The following is a 17,180-nucleotide window of genomic DNA, read 5'->3' as shown; positions in this document are numbered from 1 at the left end:
TTTATCATTAAAAAAGAGACAGTCCGCTATTTCGAACCATCTCTTTTATACTACTTTTTTAGCTTTGCAATTACCTTCTCCATCAGCTCATCCTCTGTAAGCGCAGCTACTGGACGATTATTTACAAATGTAAAGGTCTTTTTGCGGCCCGGTCCGCAATATGAATGACAGCCAATTTCAACCGTTGCTTCTGGATCTATCTCTTTTAATTTTGGAATTAACGTTTTTAAATTAACGGCCTGACATTCATCGCAAACGTGGAAAATGTTTGCCATAGTGTCAACACCCCTTCTATACTATTTTACGCTTTTTTAAGCAGACTTATTATATCTTAAACCTTCCCTATTGTAGCTTAAAAATGCTTGTCTATTCAAGAGAAAAAGATATACTTCGGTCAAAGGTCTGAAGCTATTTTTCACTTGAAAAAAAATAAAGAATAAACTCTCGTAAATGTGGACATATTAGTATTGAAATCATAAGTTAGGGGGATTTTTCCATGGTAAAAATCAGACAGGATGCATGGTTGAAAGAAAATGATGAACTTTTAGCCGAGGCAGTATTAAGACATGTAAAAGAAGGTAGTACACAATTAAATGCTTTTGAGGAAGCAGGAGATGCGTTAAACCGCACAGCAGCTGCATGTGGTTTTCGCTGGAACGCAGTAGTTCGTAGATTCTATGAGTCAGAACTAGCAGAAGCAAAAAAAGAGCGGAAAGAGCGTCTTCGCGTACTTGGAACGATTGGAAAGCGTCGTGCACAGCAAATCTACTTACTACCATCAGCACAAGAAGAAGAAGGGCGTACGATTCCATTATCTGCACTATCGCTGGATATTGTCATTGCCTATCTGGCACGTTTACAGCATCATAGTTCAGCAGAAACAGAAGTAACAAAATGGCGCCATATGGCCAATGTAACGACTGAAAAAATGAAAGAATTAGAGCAGGAAGTGGCAAGACTTGAACGCGAAAACCGGGAAATCAAAGATGACTATGAACAGTTCGTTAATATTATGAACCGCGCACGCCGCCTTGTCACACTTGATAACGAGGAAGAACGAATCGCACCTGTGTTTAAAATGGAGCGAAACGGTAACTTAGTAGCTTCCTCGCCACAGCCAGAAAACGGGGAGCAGCTGCAATAGCAGCGCTCCCTTTTTTTCATGGTTCAGAATTTGGCTAGCCGGCAGGAAAGCCCCTGCTATTTTCCCTGCTTTTTTAATAAAGAAGCATTCCGTTTGAAAACCCTCTCTAAATAATAAGTATAGTAGGAAAGCTCCTCCTCCTGAAGCGGAAGCAGCTGTGTAGCTAGATTCCATTCAAATAGTAATCGCTGAATACGCAGATTTATTTCGGCAACGGTTACATTTGTGTTCGTCAGCTCCTGCATAGAGGCCATTACTTCAGGCACCACGACAGGATAACTGAATTTTGTTTTCTCTCCTTGCAGGCTCGCCAAATAAAAATCGCGAATTAACGCTGCCCTCTCACTGCCGCTCCCTTCGATGCATAAATACACTTGCACGGCAATACCATTCTGCATACGCCGTTGGGAAATACCAGCGAACTTCCGCCCGCCGATACTTAAATCATATGTTCCTGGGCAGTAAGAGCCGACAATTTCGTAGGCTTCAATTTTGTTTGCGACTTCCGGGAAAATCCCCTTCACCAAATCCACCATATAGCTGAATGCCTTATCAATGCTTGTCGGTTCCGTTTCACTAAAAATGATAGAAATGTTTAAAACACCTGGATCGAGTACAACGGCAAGTCCCCCGGAATTTCGGACAATCGGCTCATACCCTGCATTTCGAAGCAATTCCATCCCTTCTTCAATATGAGGAAGCCGGTGATCTTGAATACCAAGAACAATCGCTTCATTATGTACCCATGTTCGGATAACGGGCAAGCTTTCACCGTGTCCTGTTAAATGGCAAAGTGTATCATCCATGGCGAACGACTCAAGAGGTGAGCGTGTCAGCATGCTTAACGATTGATCGATGAAACGCCAGTTAGTAGTTCGTAAAAAATCATTCATTGTATAGATCTCCCTATTGATTGACTACACTTAGCATACTGTATTTTCAACTCATGTCAAATTGGTGACATACCTCGATTTTAATGTTCTAAATAACGAAATGTTTCGTAATTGTGTTAAACTGATTGTGAATGATTATCAAGTAGAAGGAGTGTCTTACACTATGAATGAAGCAGCTATTACATTAGACGGCTGGTACGCTTTACATGATTTCCGCTCAATCGACTGGGCTTCTTGGAAGTTAGTTTCGCAAGAGGAGCGTCAGGCAGCAGTAGATGAATTTATACAATATCTAGAAAAGCTAAATGAGGCAGATGTAGCAAAAACAGGTGCACACGCATTTTATGCTATCGTTGGTCAAAAGGCAGATTTCATGATCATGACGCTTCGTGAGACAATGGATGAACTGCAAGAGCTTGAAGCAGAGTTTAACAAATTAGCAATTGCAGATTTTACAATCCCAACATATTCATACGTTTCTGTAGTAGAATTATCAAACTACCTTGCTGGAGAATCAAACGAAGATCCTTATCAAAATCCACACGTACGTGCTCGTCTGTACCCAGAACTGCCACGTTCAAAATACGTTTGCTTCTATCCAATGGACAAACGCCGTCAAGGCAACGATAACTGGTACATGCTTTCTATGGACGAGCGTAAGAGCCTTATGCGTTCACACGGCATGATTGGCCGCGGCTATGCAGGTAAAGTAAAGCAGATTATTACTGGGTCAGTCGGTTTCGATGACCATGAATGGGGCGTTACATTATTTGCAGATGATGTACTCCAATTCAAAAAATTAGTATATGAAATGCGTTTTGATGAGGTATCAGCTCGTTATGGTGAATTTGGTGAGTTCTTTGTAGGTAACCTATTAGATAACGAAAAGCTAGTAAAATTCTTATCAGTAAATAAATAATTGGACAATGGACGGCAAATAAGCCGTCCGTTTTTTATTGCGCTGAACGGCCAAGCATACCCACCTATTTCTTTGCAGCCTTTCAAAATAAAAAAGAAATGAGTAGCTCCTTCAATTACTCATTTCCTCATAAATTTTCATCATTCATCTTGAGAATTAAAATAATGGTATTGATTAAGAATCCTACAAATATAATGATTATGAATAAATACCAGTGAAGCGGCTGACCGTATAGGTTGCCGATGACAAAAGATAAAATCGCACCAAGAAGCACTGCTATCCACACGTCTATCCGCATAACAACCTCTCCTTTGTAAATTAATATGCCTGTTGTTAGTTCCTCATTTTCAATAAATATTTACCCATTTCCGGTCATATTATGACCTATCCAAATAGTACTCTTCCCTTATCCATATTTATTTTTTTTTATTATATGGACTTTTTACTATTTTATTCAGTGCACTTTTTTATTTTCCTACATACATTAAAAACAAAGGAGGTTCGCCCATCACCGTGATTCAGACGAATGATGCATCCTTTACGTTACCTATACGATTGATTTGTACTAAAGCTGAAGGGGAAGGCCAGTTAGGCATACTGACAATCCGTAACGTCGGCGTCAATCGGATTCGGGCAGACTGCTTGGATTTCAAAGTTCTCCACCCGCTTTAAAGAGTAGTATATTGGCGGAACGATATCTCTAGCTCAACGCTTGAGGGTTATTTCATGACGTAACAAGACTGATCTCAGGAAAGCAGACTGATATCGAGGAGGAACGTTTCCGCTGCCCAACTCATACTATATCTTTCATATGGTGCCTAGTGACTGTCCTTCCCAACAGTAAAGACACAGACACAGTAGTCACTATAAGATCAATTGTCTCTTTGTCTCGACCGAATCTGAATTTCCATGATTTAATTTTGAAAGGATGATGTTTTGACTTATTATTGGACTCCTCAAAACCCGCCTCAACAGTTTCCTGGCCAACAAATGCCTGGCCAGCAAATACCTGGTCAACAGTTTCAAACTCCGACTGTTGCACAATTTCGCGAGGAATCATACATCGAAAACATTTTACGCTTAAACCGAGGGAAGCCTGGAAATTTTTACTTTTCGTTTGATCACGCAGTTGGAGGAAGCAATACAAAAAACGTAAGAGGTGTGGTTGAAGCGGCAGGACGGGACCATGTTATATTGCGTGAATTAAGAACAAACCACCGCTTCCTCTTCCCGATGATTTACTTCGATTATGCGGAATTCGACGAAGAATTAAGTTATTTCAATCAACAACCTCAGCCGCGTTCGTAAAAAGTGAGCCGACTCATATTAGATGAGCCGGCTCACTTTTATTTTTCTCTATAATTTAAATCGCTGAATTTCTGTCTGTAAGTCCTGAGCACTTTCATTTAACGACACAGCCACACTGTTAACTTCCTGCATCGTCGCACTTTGTTCTTCCATTGCAGCTGCAATCGTAGCAATGCTGTCCGCTGCTGACTCTGCACCGGTTGAAATTTCATTCACGGAAGCAGATACCTCCTCTGCACTTGCAGATAGCTGCTCAGAGGTTGCGGAAATCTCCTGGATTTGCGTTGTCATGATATCGACTGCAGATACAATCGTATGAAACGACTCTCCTGCTTCGCTTATTATGCCAACTCCATCTTTTACAGAAACAAGTGAATCTTCTACAGCACGCTCCACATTTTCAGTATCTGTTTTAATTTCAATCGTTAACGCTGTAATAGAATTCGCCGATTCCTTCGATTCTTCAGCGAGCTTACGAACTTCATCAGCCACGACCGCAAAACCTTTACCCTGTTCTCCTGCACGTGCTGCTTCAATTGCCGCATTCAATGCCAAAAGATTTGTCTGGTCTGTAATATCTGTAATTACTTTCGTGATATTCCCAATTTCCTCTGTTTGCTTTGCCAGTTTGTGGACAAGCTCATTCACAATAGCTGTGGAACCATTAATGACATTCATCTGATTCTTCGCCTGCTCAATAACCTCTGTACCATGCACTGCTGTACTGCTCGCATCTAGGGAGGAAGTATGCAGGGTTTGTGATGCTTCTGCAATACGCTGTACCCCCTGTGCCGTTTCCTCCATGGCCAGCGCGCTTTCATTGGCAGCCCGGGCAGAACCTTGTGCGGCATCTGCCGTCATTGCAACTTGATGCGTCACATCTTCGGTTGTAGCGGATATTTCTTCTGTGCTTGCCGAAAGTTCTTCTGCCGCAGTGCTTAATTGCTCTGTATTAGCTTGTACATTTTTAATCAGGGAACGAAGACTTGCTTTCATTTCATTGAAAACTCTCGCCAATTGGCCGATTTCGTCTTTAGACTGATAAGCAATATCTTGCTCTGAAAGATTACCGTCTGCAATAACCTGCGCTGCACCCATTACCATATTCAATGGTTTCGTAATTGTTCGACGTACATAACCAACTAGGAAGACGCTGATTAAAATACTTAAAATAAGAACAACAATCGATGTTATACGAGATGTACTGATGGATTTCTCTGTTGCCGCTTTAATAAGTGCCAGTTGTTCTTCTTGATACGCACTTATTTCTGTTGCAACAGTTAAAATACCCATATTGGCATCCTGTAATTTTGTATTCACTAATTCAGTAGCTTCCTGGATATTCTCTTTATCGACAGCTGCTAATACTTCCTGTACTGCTTGATTGAATTCAGCATTGTGGACATCAATCTCTTGCAAATAACCTTTCATCGTATTGGATGAGGAAAGGTCCTTTATTGCCAAAATGTTTTCATCCAATTCTTCCGCATAGTTTAGTAGATTTTCACGATTTTTAGTTGTTGTGTCAATTATCAGAGCACGAGCATATAACCCTTGCATTCCCACATCAACCCTTATTTCGTCAATTATCCGTAATTGCTCCACTCTGTTATCCAATGCTTCCTCTGTATTATCACCAATAGTAGACAAATTATAAAAGTTGATTCCTATCGAAATGCATAGAAGTGTAACAATTGAATAGAACGCTATATTTAATTTTGCGCCGACTTTCATGATATTTCCTCCTCAAGGTTCTTCCATATTAGGGGTATTCTACTGTACCTTGGAATTCCTATCGAGAAAATTTACATAAAAGAGAGTTATTTGTTATTTTCTGATATTTATTCAACTATATTGATAGATGCCCTAATAGGTTCTAATTATTCTTTTGTAAAAACTGCAAAGTTGCCTCTCCTAATACTTTGGCAGCAATCAGCATCGCCCGTTCATCAAAATTAAATCTTGCATGATGGTGCGGGTAGACTGTTTCCCAGCAAGGGTCTTTTGCCCCTGTAAAGAAGAACGTACCAGGCACATGCTCCATGTAATAGGCGAAATCTTCCCCAATCATGAACGGATCGCATGTATGAACGGCATTGACTGCGGGGATATTGCGCGCTATCTCCGCCACAAACTCTGTCTCCTGCGCATGGTTCACAACCGGCGGATAACCACGGTAATAGTTATATGTATAGGTTGCTCCTGCACTTAAACAAACAGACTTTAAGAGAAGCTCCAATTCCTCTACAATCTGCTCGCGCACCGTCTCATCAAATGTACGAACAGTTCCTGCTAATTTTACTGAATCAGCAATAACATTAAATGGGTTAATGGCTTCAAAGTGCCCGACAGAAATCACTGCTGGATTCAATGGATTAATACGCCGTGAAATAAGTGTCTGAAGCTGTGTAACAAACTGTGCGCCTGTTACAACGGCATCAATGGCATGATGCGGCTCTGCACCATGTCCGCCTTTTCCCTGAATTATAATTTCAAATCGATCTGCAGCCGCCATAATGGCACCTTCCCGTACTAGTACGTGCCCTAATGGGGTAGGCGCCCAAAGATGGGTACCAAAAATGACGTCTACACCTTCTAGACAGCCATCCTCAATCATTGCTTTTGCTCCACCTGGTGCCAATTCTTCTGCATGTTGGTGGATAAAGACTACATTTCCCGCCAGCTCCTCGCGCAGTTCTGTAAGGCATTGTGCAAGAATTAACAAAGTTGCCGTATGACCATCATGACCACAGGCATGCATAACTCCATCATTTTTTGACTTATAAGGAATATCATTTAACTCTTGAATAGCAAGCGCATCAAAATCGGCACGCAAGGCAACCGTCTTGCCCGGCTTTCCACCACGCAACGTAGCAACGACACCCCGCTCCCCTACACCTTCCCGCACTTCTAATCCCAATTCCCGATGGAAATTCGCAATATAGGCCGGCGTATGTATTTCCTGGAATGACAGCTCCGGTCTCTCATGTAAGTATCGGCGGATCGAGACCATTTCTTCATAATTTTTCTCCAATAAAGAAAATAATTGTTCCATTAGTTCATCATCTCCCTAAAATTAATTATATCATCGTTCTTTATAGTATTTTTTAGTAAATACATATAAAATAACCCTCGCCTTCATTATATTAATAGAAAGCAAGGGTCATGTATTATTTTGCGGATTTTACAGTTGAAACAATGACCAGCACCCAACTGCTCAGGAAGAATACACCGCCAATCGGCGTAATCGCTCCTAATTTACTGATACCTGTCAAAGCCAATATATAGAGACTGCCAGAGAAGAACAAAATCCCTAAATTGAAGCAAATCATCGCTATTTTTAATTGCTTCACTTCCCCAAATAATTTCGCGCTCATCAAAACGCCAATTAAAAGCAGACCTACAGCATGAAACATTTGATACTGAACTGCTGTATCCCAAATACCTTGTCCGTAATCATCCAACACATTTTCAAGCGCGTGCGCACCAAACGCACCGAGCGATACGGCTATAAATCCGTGAACCGCACCGGAAATAATTGAACCTTTCATGATGAAACCTCTTTCATTGTAGTCACTGCCAGCTTGTAATCCCCATGTAAGTGAAGTGTTACTTATATGGGGCTACCAACTGTTAGGATAAAAGCTCCTTTATCCCCGCCAATACCTTCTAACGATAACGTTAAAGGGTTCCCAGCCCAGCGCCTATATTTTAAAAATCAAAGATTGAATCGCCGTTCGCATCCTGCTCCTGAAGTTTTTCAGAAGGCATTGTTTGTTGCAAAGGCAGGGCCTGGCTTTTCTGTATAGCAGGTGCAGCATATATAGCAGGTGACACCTGCTGCGATGTACCGGCTGCTTGTCCAAGAATGACATCGCATAAGGCTTTAACAGCGGTCAGCTGTTCTCGCATATGCTGTTCATTAGGCGTATGTTTGGCATTTTGTACGAGCTGCTCCATTTGCAAAAGCACCGCTTCGTAAGAAATCATGGCTGTCCCTCCTTTGGTACAAACTTCATACAATCCATTCCAGATGATTGCTTCACGACGATAGAAGGAAGCTGTTTTGTTTTAAATCCGTATGCCTGACATCCTCGCGGGTTTGCAGGATCCCATGTCACTTTAAAATACGCACATTTAAAACAATTAACCTTCATGATACTCCCTCGCTTTCTTCACCACTTTACCATGTTTCAAAACGAGAGAAAAGGACCTTTGTTTACAGCTGCCAGTCGATTGGCTCCTTGCCCCATGAAGTAAGCTGTGCATTAATTTTCGAATAAGGTTTACTTCCAAAGAACCCTCGATGGGCACTCAGCGGACTTGGATGAGGTGCCTCTAAAATAACATGCTGAGGATGCCCCGCAATAATTGCTTTTTTTGTCTGTGCAGGCTTGCCCCACAGCACAAAAATAATCGGCTCCTCTCTCTTTGCTAGCTTTGTAATAATCGTATCTGTGAACTGTTCCCAGCCTTTTCCTTTATGGGAATTAGCTTCACCAGCTCGGACAGTCAGTACTGTATTTAGCAGCAATACACCCTGTTTAGCCCACTTCATTAAATAGCCGTCTTTTGGAATCGTACAGCCTATATCATCCTGAAGCTCTTTTAGCATATTCCGCAAACTCGGCGGATGTTTAACGCCTGGCTTAACAGAAAAGCTCATACCATGTGCCTGATTTGGACCATGGTACGGATCTTGCCCTAAAATTACCACTTTCACATCAGAAAAATTAGTCGCCTGCATTGCATTCATGATATCCTCTTTCGGCGGGTAGACTGTCGCACGGCTATACTCTTCTGCGACAAATGTGCGCAGGCTTTGAAAATATGGTTTTTCAAACTCTTCTTCTAGGACTTGCTGCCATTCATTATCAAAAACTTTTTTCATCCTGAATCACCTCTTTCTTAAACGTAGTGGGTAGAATAACTTTAAGCAAGTAAATCGTCCATCTGACCATATAAAATTTTCAGTTTCTGACTATTTCTTAAAAGTCAGGATATGTGTATACTCATAGTCAATAAATTATGGATATTCATGCAAGGAGAGAAACAGCTATGACATTAAAAAAAACATTAACAATCGCAGGCTCTGATACTTCAGGCGGCGCAGGGATCCAAGCTGATTTAAAAGCATTCCAAGAGCACGGAACATATGGTATGACTGCATTAACAGTAGTTGTCACAATGGACCCGGATAACTCCTGGAGCCACGGTGTATATGCATTACCAACGGAAGTATTGCAGCAGCAGATCAAAACTGCTTTATCTACAGGCGTGGACGCAGTAAAAACAGGAATGCTTGCATCAGAGGAAATCATTAAAATTGCGAGCGAAGCCATTCAACAATCCGGCACTGATAAAGTTGTCATCGACCCTGTAATGGTATGTAAAGGAGAAGATGAAGTACTGAACCCTGGTAATACAACAGCTATGATTGAATATCTGCTTCCATATGCAACAGTCGTAACACCGAATCTTTTTGAAGCAGGACAGCTAGCAGGCACTGGTACACCGAAAACAATTGAAGAAATGAAGGCCGCAGCAGCTAAAATTCATGAACTTGGTGCGAAAAACGTAGTGATCAAGGGAGGCAAGGCGCTCCCGACTGAAAAAGCGGTTGACCTTTTCTATAACGGATCAGAATTCAAATTGCTTGAAACGGAAAAGGTAGCTTCTCCGTACAATCATGGGGCTGGCTGTACATTTGCTGCAAGCGTTTGTGCAAACCTAGCCAATGGTTTATCAGTAGAAGAAGCTGTGATCGAAGCGAAGGAATTCGTTGCAGCTGCAATCCAGCACGGCTGGGCATTGAATCAATATGTAGGTCCAGTTATGCATGGTGCAAAACCACGCTTTGGCGCTCCTGAAGTAACCGTTACAACAGTTTAATAAAGCAGCGGCACAACTTTTGAGCATATACAAGCGCTAACTGCGCAGCGGCAGGTGAAAAGGCTTGCGAAGCAATATGGCTGCATGCTCAATTGTTTATGCGTTCATCACAAAATAAAATGATACTTAGCAAAGGGCAACACTTTTTCTCTTACGCCCGTCCCTGCTCTATCATTTTCCCGCTAGTAAAGTGACATATGCAAACAAAACTCAGGTTTTGTTTGCATTTTTTATTAGAAGAGGCAGCTAAAATACTACGCCATTTAGCAAGCATAGAGAAAATTTTTACATGCTTCGCACCTTTTCACTACCCACCTTCAAAAGCTTTTGACTATACTTATAGTTAAACAGATTCGAAAGGAGAGTTAAGAGTGAAGGAAGTAGAGGTAAAAGAACTCCAGGAGTTGCTTAATTCTTTTGCGAACAAAGAAGTATACATCCATCTAGAAACGACAAACGGCGCTTATGCTACACATTTTAACGAGAATGTGTTCAACGCCGGCGCATTTATACGTAACGCACGTATACGCTATGAACTTGGGAAAGTGGTAGGAGACACTCCTCACCGGGTAGGTTTGAAAATGGAGCATGGCTGGGTATACGCTCAAGGCATCACCCACTTCGAGCTTGACGAGAGAGGCCGACTATTGATGGCCGGACTAGATTATACAGGGAAGCTGGCAATCGCACTGGAAATTAGCGAGACGCCTTTTTCATACTAAAGGAGTGAATGATTGATGATAGTAGAACAAGAACGTCAAATTTTACTCGTATTCCCACATCCGGACGATGAAGCATTTTCTTGTGCAGGAGCAGTCCGCTTATATGCGAATATGGGCGTACCAGTTACATACGCTTGCCTTACACTTGGTGAAATGGGACGCAACCTCGGTAACCCGCCATTTGCAACACGTGAATCTCTTCCTGAAATTCGTCGTGCGGAATTAAAAGCCGCAGTCGAGGCAATGGGCATTAAGGATTTACGTATGATGGGACTGCGTGACAAGACGATTGAATTTGAAGACGACGAAAAGATGGTGAAGCTTGTCAGTGATTTAATTGAAGAGCTGAACCCTTCATTGATTTTCACGTTTTACCCTGGTTTTGCTGTGCATCCAGATCATGAAGCTACAGCTCGTGCAGTAGTCGAAGCTGTCCGCCGCATGCCGAAAGAGCAGCGCCCAACAATCTGGGGTGTTGCTTTTGCAAATGATACAATCGAAAAACTCGGTGAAGCAACGATTAACTTAGATGTCAGCAGCGTGAAGCTGGATAAATTAAAGGCGCTTCAAGCTCATACTTCCCAAACTGCCTGGATGATGGCAGAAACGACAAAGCGCGTGGAAGAAGGACAGCCAATGAGCGAAAGCTGGCTGAATGTTGAAAAATTCTATATCATACAGCCTGAAGATGAAGTAGACCAATCTATTAATAGTGCATCTTTATAACCGCTTTATTAAGCGAGCATTTGAAATGCTCGCTTTTTTCATATACAAATATACGTTTTTTTATACATTTATTTTACTTTTCTGATACGTATTTCGATTGCCGATAAATCGTTTATTAGCCCTTTATAAAGGGTATACTCTATACATTAACCCAGTATTTTCTAAAGGTGTATACAAATCGTATTCATTTTTATTATCTGAATAATTCGTCTTTAGCAAAAACAGTAGACAATTGTATATAAAGAATATATAGTGTATAAATATTCAAATATACATGATAAAGAGGTTACTATATATGAAGAAATTTTCGGCTTATACGTGGTTTCTTTTCCTTGTTTTATCGGCTGTTGGTGTATTCTTATTTATTACCCCGATTACAACGGATGATGGATTGAAGGTACCAATCGCTATATTGGCGAACTGGCTTGGAGGAAAAGTAACACCTGTTATTCATTGGTTTGCATTTATTGTATTTATTATTGCAGCACTCGGTTCAATTGTGATGCATTTTATACCGCAAAAGGGACCGCGCACATTAATGGATGGCCTATTCCGTGTCCATTGGTTCTGGACAATCATGCGTGTTTTAGCTGTTGTTTTTGCAGGGATGTACTTATTCCAAGTAGGTCCTGAGAGTTTTATTTCTGATAATACAGCAGGTCTATTAATCGCTCCTGACGGCGGTCTAGTCACGCTAATGTTTACGCTGTTCTTATTTGCCGGTCTATTATTGCCATTATTGACTGACTTCGGTTTACTGGAGTTCTTTGGCTCTATGATGGTGAAAATCATGCGCCCGATCTTTAAAATTCCAGGACGTGCAGCAATTGACTGTTTAGCGTCATGGGTAGGCGACGGAACAATCGGTGTATTATTAACAGCAAAGCAATATGAGGATAAAAATTATACTGGCCGTGAAGCAGCTGTGATTGCTACTACATTCTCGGTCGTATCGATCACTTTCTGTCTTGTTGTATTAGAAACAATTGATTTGAACAACTATTTCATAGAATTCTATAGTTCGGTTATTTTTGTTGGCCTTCTTTTGGCAGTTATCATGCCGCGTATTTTCCCGTTACGAGGAAAAGCCGATACACTCATTGATGGATCGAAGCTTCCTGAAAATTTTGAAGATGTACCAGAAAATTTCAATACATTCACTTTTGGATTGCATAACGCCTTATCAAAAGCAGAATCTAACAAAAATTTAGTGAAAATCATCAGCGGTGGTTTTAAAAACGTACTGGAAATGTGGTTTGCTGTAACGCCTGTTATTATGGCATTCGGTACGATTGCATTAGTACTTGCTGAATTTACTAGCTTCTTTAAACTATTGGGCATGCCGTTTGAGCCGATTTTAGCTCTTCTGCAAATTCCTGAAGCTGGAGAAGCAGCTCAAACGATGATCGTTGGCTTTGCAGATATGCTGTTACCATCCATTTTAGGCGCAGGTATTGAATCAGAATTAACGCGCTTCTTTATTGCCACAGTTTCTGTTACCCAATTAATCTACATGTCGGAAGTTGGGGGATTAATTTTAGGAACAAAGCTTCCACTGAAGCTATGGGATCTATTTATTATTTTCCTCATTCGTACAATCATTTCTATTCCGATTGTTGCAGCCATTGCACATATTTTATTCTAAGCAAAAGGTTCGAGCGATTAATCGCTCGAACCTTTTACTTTGCTCTCTTACTAACTCTGCCTATTTTCTCCCAGGCGTCCAATTCATTCCCCAGCCGTATGCTCGGTCCAGTTTCTCATGGCCATTAAAATATTCAACAAGCCGTTCGACCTTAAATGTCTCATCATTAACATTTTCAATCATGGCAATGGCACACATTCCCATGTCAGAGCGGTGTTCGTCGAGTGGTACAACAATATCCTGCCCGCCTTCATAGGAAAGCGTCACTACACCGTCCGCCTGCGCCCAATTTGTCACTCCCTGATAGATGAAAGAGAATATGACAATGCGTTTGATTTCCGTAAGAAAGTCGCCATTAATGCGAAGATTTTCTCCATTGCTGACCGAACCTGTACGATCATCCCCATCCAGCTCAATATAGGGCCATTCACGATAGTTCCCAAAGGAATTACCCAGTGCCTGCACACACCCCTTGTCACCGTTCTTCAATTCAAATAAACAGCCTAAATCAAGATCGATGCTGTTGTTCTTACTGCCAAATAAAGAAGATAAAAAGCCGCCGCTCGGTTTTTGAATTTGCTGATTCCAATTCAGATTGACGTTAATCTGACCAATTCCTGCATTTTTCTTTTCAAGATTAACGGATTGCCCTTTTTTCGTTAATTCAATTTTATTTAAATTAACCATTTTCCCACCCCCGTTGCATAATCAAATGAAACTCTACTTCACAATTGATTTACCACAGATTTCACCTAAAATCATTTCTGTGAAGCGCACACCCTCTTCATAAACAATTGTTGCCTTCAGCTTATCACCCCGCTGTTTATAAAGCTCTCCATGCATCGGTGTAAAAGCTACATCGGCCATTTCCAGCATTCCTAAATCCATGATGGAATCCCCTGCTGCGTAGTGCGTCTTATAAGGAATATCTTTCAACACATATTCAACTGCATGTTCCTTTGTCAGCGTTTCCGGCAGTACATAAAATTTCCGGCCGTTCACATAGCTGTTCCAGCCGACTTTTCGCATCTCCTGCTGAAGCTCCTCCAGCCATGTCCACTCTATCCGTTCTACATCCATCATCAGCACATAAAACAGCCCGTCCGCTTCGGTAAAGCGTTGAAACATCGAATGCTGCCACTGCTTCTGGAACATGCGCTCCATTTCTGCAAATGGGACACTTGCTTGCAGCTCTTTTTTTACTATTTCATCCCATTCCCTATCACGTACGCCATTTTTCATGACAACGCCTCCATTCGCAGCAATAGCGAACGAAGGTTTATAAGAATCGGTGAATAACGTAATACGTTCATACTGCCGCAATGCTCTCGTCGTTACCGGGATAATTAAAGTGTCTTCTTCAATATTCATTACATAGTCAAGCAAAGCTTTGGACACATAGGACAGGTCACGACCTTCCCATTGCTCAATACAGACAAGCTCTTCTGCCAATCGGTTCACTGTTCGTTCTGAAAAGATAAAGGTCCTGTCTAAATCTGTAGTGAATACATTCATTTTCCCATCTCCTTAATAAGACCGCAGCATGAGTAGCTCATATCTTTATAGGTTTCGATTGGTACACCACGTTCCTCTGCTAATAAATAGATATGCTGCAAATCTTGATTGAACTGCGGGTTAACAAGAATTTTCCATGGAACGCGCCGCAGCAGCACTCTTGTCGTTTCACCAACACCTGGTTTGATGTAATTGCTATTTGTTATGCCAAAATCCTTTTTGATTTTTTCAACCGATTCTAACCCTTTCCATGTCGGCGCTTCGTTTGAGGTTATGTTAAGTGCTGCATATACATCCTGCTGTGTGGATGCATAATGCGAAACAATTTTCTCAATGTACTCGTTCGATACATCAGCATCAATCAATTCATCGTAAAACTTTGCCCCGTGGAAATCTCCTTCTTCTAAAAACTTCGGATTGAGGATGGTACGGCTTACAAGCCCGGAAACCGTTGAATTCAAACAGGCTGAAGGAATTAAAAAATCATCCCTCGTACCGTAAATACCGGCACAATGACCAGGGTCTGCCAATACAGCAAGCGTAGCATCCAGCTGCCTATTATACTTTCTATTAAAAGTTTCACATGATTTTACAAGCTCCTTCGTAATCGCCCCTTTTCCAGTCCAACCATCTATGAACTGGATGTGTCCCTGCGGATGTTGCTTCGATATGTAGAGAAGGGCCGTCTCATCTATTCCTCGATCCCGGATTATAGAAACTGAATAGTGCGGTATATCCACCTTATATTTATAGGAGTAGTAACGCTTAATCAAAATACCGACCGGCGTTCCGGCACGAGCAAGACTTACGAGAACTATGTCCCCAAGCGGTTTGTTTGCTATGATTTTTTCTGCCACCACTCCAACAGCTGTTGCAATACGAGCTGCATAAGCATGAAGCGTTTCATAAAAAAGCTTCATATATTGTTCATTCGGATGAAATTCTACCGGCAGCATTTCCGCATAATGAGTCCCACGCTGAATTAATCGTTCACGCTCTTCTGTGTCTTTTTCCATTTTGATATGGCTGACATCGCGCAGCAGAAATGTTACATCCTCCTTGCTATAGCTTGATTTCATATCAGGTAAAGGTGTACTTTTCGTCAGCTTTACAAGTGTAATCCTTTCAGCACCGACCACACTTAAAGAAGCAAGCAGCTCCTCTAGCCCCTTCCTGCTGGCTAAGCGTTCCAGAACAATTACAATCTCCTGATAGCTTCCTTCAGAAATGTTATATAAATAATTTGTGACCCCCGCATTTTCAGGACTTTCAAATTGAAACTTATTATAGATCAACGTTTGTTCATGTGAATAGATAGGGCTGCGAGTTGTAGATTGGAAATAAACGTCTTCCCCAAGACGAGCAGCAATCTGCATCGGTATATACATGCATTCACCTGTACCGATTACCAGTACCTTTCCTCCGTTGCGTTTATCGCTTAAAGATGCGCTCAAAGCCTCGACTTCCTGCTCAATAACGAATTCTTCTTCTTTCGTAATACTGAAGCGCCCTGTTCCTCTATAGTAAGGGTCTGTACAAATTGAGCCATCCTCACTGAAGGAATGATAAGAAAGAACAGATGGAAGTACATAGTCCAGCTGCTCGATTGCTACAGGCTCAGATTCCCGTCTTATAGGTTTCTCCTGCCCTTCTACAGCTCCCTCCACATTCATATCCCCAGTCATTAAGGATACAACATTTAATGTAATGCCCAGCTTTTCAGCCTGTTCATCATAGGCTGCACGCTGGCTTTTATTACGCCAGTCCAATATGGAGACGACAGTGAAATGCGCAAGATGAGGATACGCTTTCTTCAATTGGTCGATAATATTCAAGTTCGTTTTTCCAGTAGAAATTTCATCGTCTACTAAGATAATATGTCGATGTTCCATTAATAGATTTTCATTTTCCGTATACATACGATGACTTGTCGCATGGGAATGCTCTTCTTCAAACCGGATAATCGGTTCCATACCGCAAATTTCTTCCCGGGTTGTGTGAATATAGGATGCGCGATGATCGCAGGCACGGAAAAAAGCATGCCCCAATGCTGTCGCTGTCTCTGCAAAACCAATAATAAGATGTTTCTCTGGAAGCTTGATTGGATGCTCCCAAACCTCATGCAGTACATCCAAGCCTGACTTGGATTTTATAGCGTGAACAGTTTTTTCTGTATACGGATGCTTTACCTGCAATGAAGTTTCAGCAAAGCGCATTGCCAGCAGAGCGCCCGTAAGCAATGGAATTTGTGGCTGCACGGCCAAATGCTTTCCTAAGACTTTGCTAACAAACAAAAATGGGCGCTTTTTATTGATTCGTGCTGCTACATCAAAGAGGATATCACGGTCAAAGTGATACGGATTTTCTCGGATTGTTGTGTCTACATAAAGCTTCTCCAATACTGAGTACATATGAA

Annotated in this window: 20 protein-coding genes and 1 pseudogene; 8 read left to right on the top strand and 13 right to left on the bottom strand. The window is 41.6% G+C overall.

Features of this window, described 5'->3' with window-relative positions; all coding sequences use genetic code 11:
• Positions 1–50: 50 nt before the first annotated feature.
• Positions 51–275: a DUF1450 domain-containing protein gene (locus AA0Y26_RS02060; RefSeq protein ID WP_413364669.1), complete on the bottom strand. Its 225-nt coding sequence runs from the start codon at positions 273–275 to the stop codon at positions 51–53.
• Positions 276–496: 221 nt separating this feature from the next.
• On the opposite strand from AA0Y26_RS02060, the gene AA0Y26_RS02055 reads away from it, so the two are divergent.
• On the top strand, positions 497–1,144 hold the full coding sequence (locus AA0Y26_RS02055; protein ID WP_413364667.1) for an RsfA family transcriptional regulator: 648 nt from the start codon (positions 497–499) through the stop codon (positions 1,142–1,144).
• A gap of 56 nt (positions 1,145–1,200) precedes the next feature.
• On the opposite strand, the gene AA0Y26_RS02050 is transcribed toward AA0Y26_RS02055, so the two are convergent.
• Positions 1,201–2,037, bottom strand: coding sequence for a biotin/lipoate A/B protein ligase family protein (locus tag AA0Y26_RS02050; protein WP_413364665.1), 837 nt, complete (start codon positions 2,035–2,037; stop codon positions 1,201–1,203).
• Positions 2,038–2,200: 163 nt separating this feature from the next.
• On the opposite strand from AA0Y26_RS02050, the gene hemQ reads away from it, so the two are divergent.
• Positions 2,201–2,956 (top strand): hydrogen peroxide-dependent heme synthase, encoded by a 756-nt coding sequence (gene hemQ, locus AA0Y26_RS02045; protein ID WP_413368014.1) that lies wholly within the window; start codon positions 2,201–2,203, stop codon positions 2,954–2,956.
• 127 nt (positions 2,957–3,083) lie between these two features.
• Here hemQ and AA0Y26_RS02040 read toward each other — a convergent pair whose 3' ends face one another.
• The gene (locus tag AA0Y26_RS02040) at positions 3,084–3,254 is read right to left on the bottom strand and encodes a hypothetical protein (RefSeq protein WP_413364663.1); all 171 of its coding nucleotides are present in this window, start codon (positions 3,252–3,254) and stop codon (positions 3,084–3,086) included.
• 215 nt (positions 3,255–3,469) lie between these two features.
• On the opposite strand from AA0Y26_RS02040, the gene AA0Y26_RS02035 reads away from it, so the two are divergent.
• Together AA0Y26_RS02035 and gerQ are read left to right on the top strand one after the other, a co-directional pair.
• A complete protein-coding gene (locus AA0Y26_RS02035) occupies positions 3,470–3,628 on the top strand; it encodes a hypothetical protein (RefSeq protein WP_413364661.1) in 159 nt (52 codons plus the stop codon).
• A gap of 318 nt (positions 3,629–3,946) precedes the next feature.
• On the top strand, positions 3,947–4,264 hold the full coding sequence (gene gerQ / locus AA0Y26_RS02030) for a spore coat protein GerQ (RefSeq protein ID WP_413368013.1): 318 nt from the start codon (positions 3,947–3,949) through the stop codon (positions 4,262–4,264).
• Between the two features lie 48 nt (positions 4,265–4,312).
• Here the strand turns inward: gerQ and AA0Y26_RS02025 are convergent, their stop codons facing one another.
• The 6 genes from AA0Y26_RS02025 to AA0Y26_RS02000 all read right to left on the bottom strand — a co-directional run bounded on the left by AA0Y26_RS02025 (position 4,313) and on the right by AA0Y26_RS02000 (position 9,155).
• Positions 4,313–5,998: a methyl-accepting chemotaxis protein gene (locus AA0Y26_RS02025; protein ID WP_413364659.1), complete on the bottom strand. Its 1,686-nt coding sequence runs from the start codon at positions 5,996–5,998 to the stop codon at positions 4,313–4,315.
• A 142-nt stretch (positions 5,999–6,140) separates the two neighbouring features.
• A complete protein-coding gene (locus tag AA0Y26_RS02020; RefSeq protein WP_413364657.1) occupies positions 6,141–7,319 on the bottom strand; it encodes a M20 family metallopeptidase in 1,179 nt (392 codons plus the stop codon).
• A 115-nt stretch (positions 7,320–7,434) separates the two neighbouring features.
• A complete protein-coding gene (locus tag AA0Y26_RS02015; protein ID WP_413364655.1) occupies positions 7,435–7,815 on the bottom strand; it encodes a DUF423 domain-containing protein in 381 nt (126 codons plus the stop codon).
• Positions 7,816–7,975: 160 nt separating this feature from the next.
• Positions 7,976–8,254, bottom strand: a complete 279-nt coding sequence (locus AA0Y26_RS02010) for a YwdI family protein (RefSeq protein ID WP_413364653.1) — start codon at positions 8,252–8,254, stop codon at positions 7,976–7,978.
• Positions 8,251–8,421 (bottom strand): uracil-DNA glycosylase, encoded by a 171-nt coding sequence (locus AA0Y26_RS02005; protein WP_413364652.1) that lies wholly within the window; start codon positions 8,419–8,421, stop codon positions 8,251–8,253. The genes AA0Y26_RS02010 and AA0Y26_RS02005 overlap by 4 nt, the downstream gene beginning before the upstream one ends.
• Before the next feature lie 62 nt (positions 8,422–8,483).
• Positions 8,484–9,155, bottom strand: coding sequence for a uracil-DNA glycosylase (locus tag AA0Y26_RS02000; protein ID WP_413364650.1), 672 nt, complete (start codon positions 9,153–9,155; stop codon positions 8,484–8,486).
• A 167-nt stretch (positions 9,156–9,322) separates the two neighbouring features.
• On the opposite strand from AA0Y26_RS02000, the gene thiD reads away from it, so the two are divergent.
• The 4 genes from thiD to AA0Y26_RS01980 all read left to right on the top strand — a co-directional run bounded on the left by thiD (position 9,323) and on the right by AA0Y26_RS01980 (position 13,249).
• The gene (thiD, locus tag AA0Y26_RS01995) at positions 9,323–10,156 is read left to right on the top strand and encodes a bifunctional hydroxymethylpyrimidine kinase/phosphomethylpyrimidine kinase (RefSeq protein WP_413364648.1); all 834 of its coding nucleotides are present in this window, start codon (positions 9,323–9,325) and stop codon (positions 10,154–10,156) included.
• A gap of 371 nt (positions 10,157–10,527) precedes the next feature.
• On the top strand, positions 10,528–10,878 hold the full coding sequence (locus AA0Y26_RS01990; protein WP_413364646.1) for a YojF family protein: 351 nt from the start codon (positions 10,528–10,530) through the stop codon (positions 10,876–10,878).
• Positions 10,879–10,893: 15 nt separating this feature from the next.
• Positions 10,894–11,604, top strand: coding sequence for a bacillithiol biosynthesis deacetylase BshB2 (bshB2, locus tag AA0Y26_RS01985; protein WP_413364644.1), 711 nt, complete (start codon positions 10,894–10,896; stop codon positions 11,602–11,604).
• Between the two features lie 295 nt (positions 11,605–11,899).
• Positions 11,900–13,249, top strand: a complete 1,350-nt coding sequence (locus AA0Y26_RS01980; protein WP_413364642.1) for a YjiH family protein — start codon at positions 11,900–11,902, stop codon at positions 13,247–13,249.
• Positions 13,250–13,309: 60 nt separating this feature from the next.
• On the opposite strand, the gene AA0Y26_RS01975 is transcribed toward AA0Y26_RS01980, so the two are convergent.
• From AA0Y26_RS01975 to AA0Y26_RS01960, 4 genes and pseudogenes are all read right to left on the bottom strand, one after another.
• A complete protein-coding gene (locus AA0Y26_RS01975; protein WP_413364640.1) occupies positions 13,310–13,936 on the bottom strand; it encodes a TerD family protein in 627 nt (208 codons plus the stop codon).
• A 33-nt stretch (positions 13,937–13,969) separates the two neighbouring features.
• Entirely contained in the window at positions 13,970–14,764 is a 795-nt protein-coding gene (locus tag AA0Y26_RS01970; protein ID WP_413364639.1) for an HAD family hydrolase, read from the bottom strand.
• The gene (locus AA0Y26_RS01965; RefSeq protein ID WP_413368011.1) at positions 14,761–15,843 is read right to left on the bottom strand and encodes a cysteine protease StiP family protein; all 1,083 of its coding nucleotides are present in this window, start codon (positions 15,841–15,843) and stop codon (positions 14,761–14,763) included. The genes AA0Y26_RS01970 and AA0Y26_RS01965 overlap by 4 nt, the downstream gene beginning before the upstream one ends.
• 75 nt (positions 15,844–15,918) lie before the next feature.
• Positions 15,919–17,175: pseudogene (locus tag AA0Y26_RS01960) on the bottom strand (phosphoribosyltransferase family protein); the annotation flags it as partial.
• Positions 17,176–17,180 lie beyond the last annotated feature (5 nt).

Source organism: Lysinibacillus canaveralius, from assembly GCF_047301505.1.
GTDB lineage: Bacteria > Bacillota > Bacilli > Bacillales_A > Planococcaceae > Lysinibacillus_B.
This window is presented reverse-complemented; position numbering and strand designations above follow the sequence as displayed.

Bases quoted from the DNA above. Each gene is read 5' to 3' on its own strand.
- AA0Y26_RS02060 (WP_413364669.1), bottom strand. From the start codon at position 275: ATGGCAAACATTTTCCACGTTTGCGATGAATGTCAGGCCGTTAATTTA.
- AA0Y26_RS02055 (WP_413364667.1), top strand. From the start codon at position 497: ATGGTAAAAATCAGACAGGATGCATGGTTGAAAGAAAATGATGAACTT.
- AA0Y26_RS02050 (WP_413364665.1), bottom strand. From the start codon at position 2,037: ATGAATGATTTTTTACGAACTACTAACTGGCGTTTCATCGATCAATCG.
- hemQ (WP_413368014.1), top strand. From the start codon at position 2,201: ATGAATGAAGCAGCTATTACATTAGACGGCTGGTACGCTTTACATGAT.
- AA0Y26_RS02040 (WP_413364663.1), bottom strand. From the start codon at position 3,254: ATGCGGATAGACGTGTGGATAGCAGTGCTTCTTGGTGCGATTTTATCT.
- gerQ (WP_413368013.1), top strand. From the start codon at position 3,947: ATGCCTGGCCAGCAAATACCTGGTCAACAGTTTCAAACTCCGACTGTT.
- AA0Y26_RS02025 (WP_413364659.1), bottom strand. From the start codon at position 5,998: ATGAAAGTCGGCGCAAAATTAAATATAGCGTTCTATTCAATTGTTACA.
- AA0Y26_RS02020 (WP_413364657.1), bottom strand. From the start codon at position 7,319: ATGGAACAATTATTTTCTTTATTGGAGAAAAATTATGAAGAAATGGTC.
- AA0Y26_RS02015 (WP_413364655.1), bottom strand. From the start codon at position 7,815: ATGAAAGGTTCAATTATTTCCGGTGCGGTTCACGGATTTATAGCCGTA.
- AA0Y26_RS02010 (WP_413364653.1), bottom strand. From the start codon at position 8,254: ATGATTTCTTACGAAGCGGTGCTTTTGCAAATGGAGCAGCTCGTACAA.
- AA0Y26_RS02005 (WP_413364652.1), bottom strand. From the start codon at position 8,421: ATGAAGGTTAATTGTTTTAAATGTGCGTATTTTAAAGTGACATGGGAT.
- AA0Y26_RS02000 (WP_413364650.1), bottom strand. From the start codon at position 9,155: ATGAAAAAAGTTTTTGATAATGAATGGCAGCAAGTCCTAGAAGAAGAG.
- thiD (WP_413364648.1), top strand. From the start codon at position 9,323: ATGACATTAAAAAAAACATTAACAATCGCAGGCTCTGATACTTCAGGC.
- bshB2 (WP_413364644.1), top strand. From the start codon at position 10,894: ATGATAGTAGAACAAGAACGTCAAATTTTACTCGTATTCCCACATCCG.
- AA0Y26_RS01980 (WP_413364642.1), top strand. From the start codon at position 11,900: ATGAAGAAATTTTCGGCTTATACGTGGTTTCTTTTCCTTGTTTTATCG.
- AA0Y26_RS01975 (WP_413364640.1), bottom strand. From the start codon at position 13,936: ATGGTTAATTTAAATAAAATTGAATTAACGAAAAAAGGGCAATCCGTT.
- AA0Y26_RS01970 (WP_413364639.1), bottom strand. From the start codon at position 14,764: ATGAATGTATTCACTACAGATTTAGACAGGACCTTTATCTTTTCAGAA.
- AA0Y26_RS01965 (WP_413368011.1), bottom strand. From the start codon at position 15,843: ATGAAATCAAGCTATAGCAAGGAGGATGTAACATTTCTGCTGCGCGAT.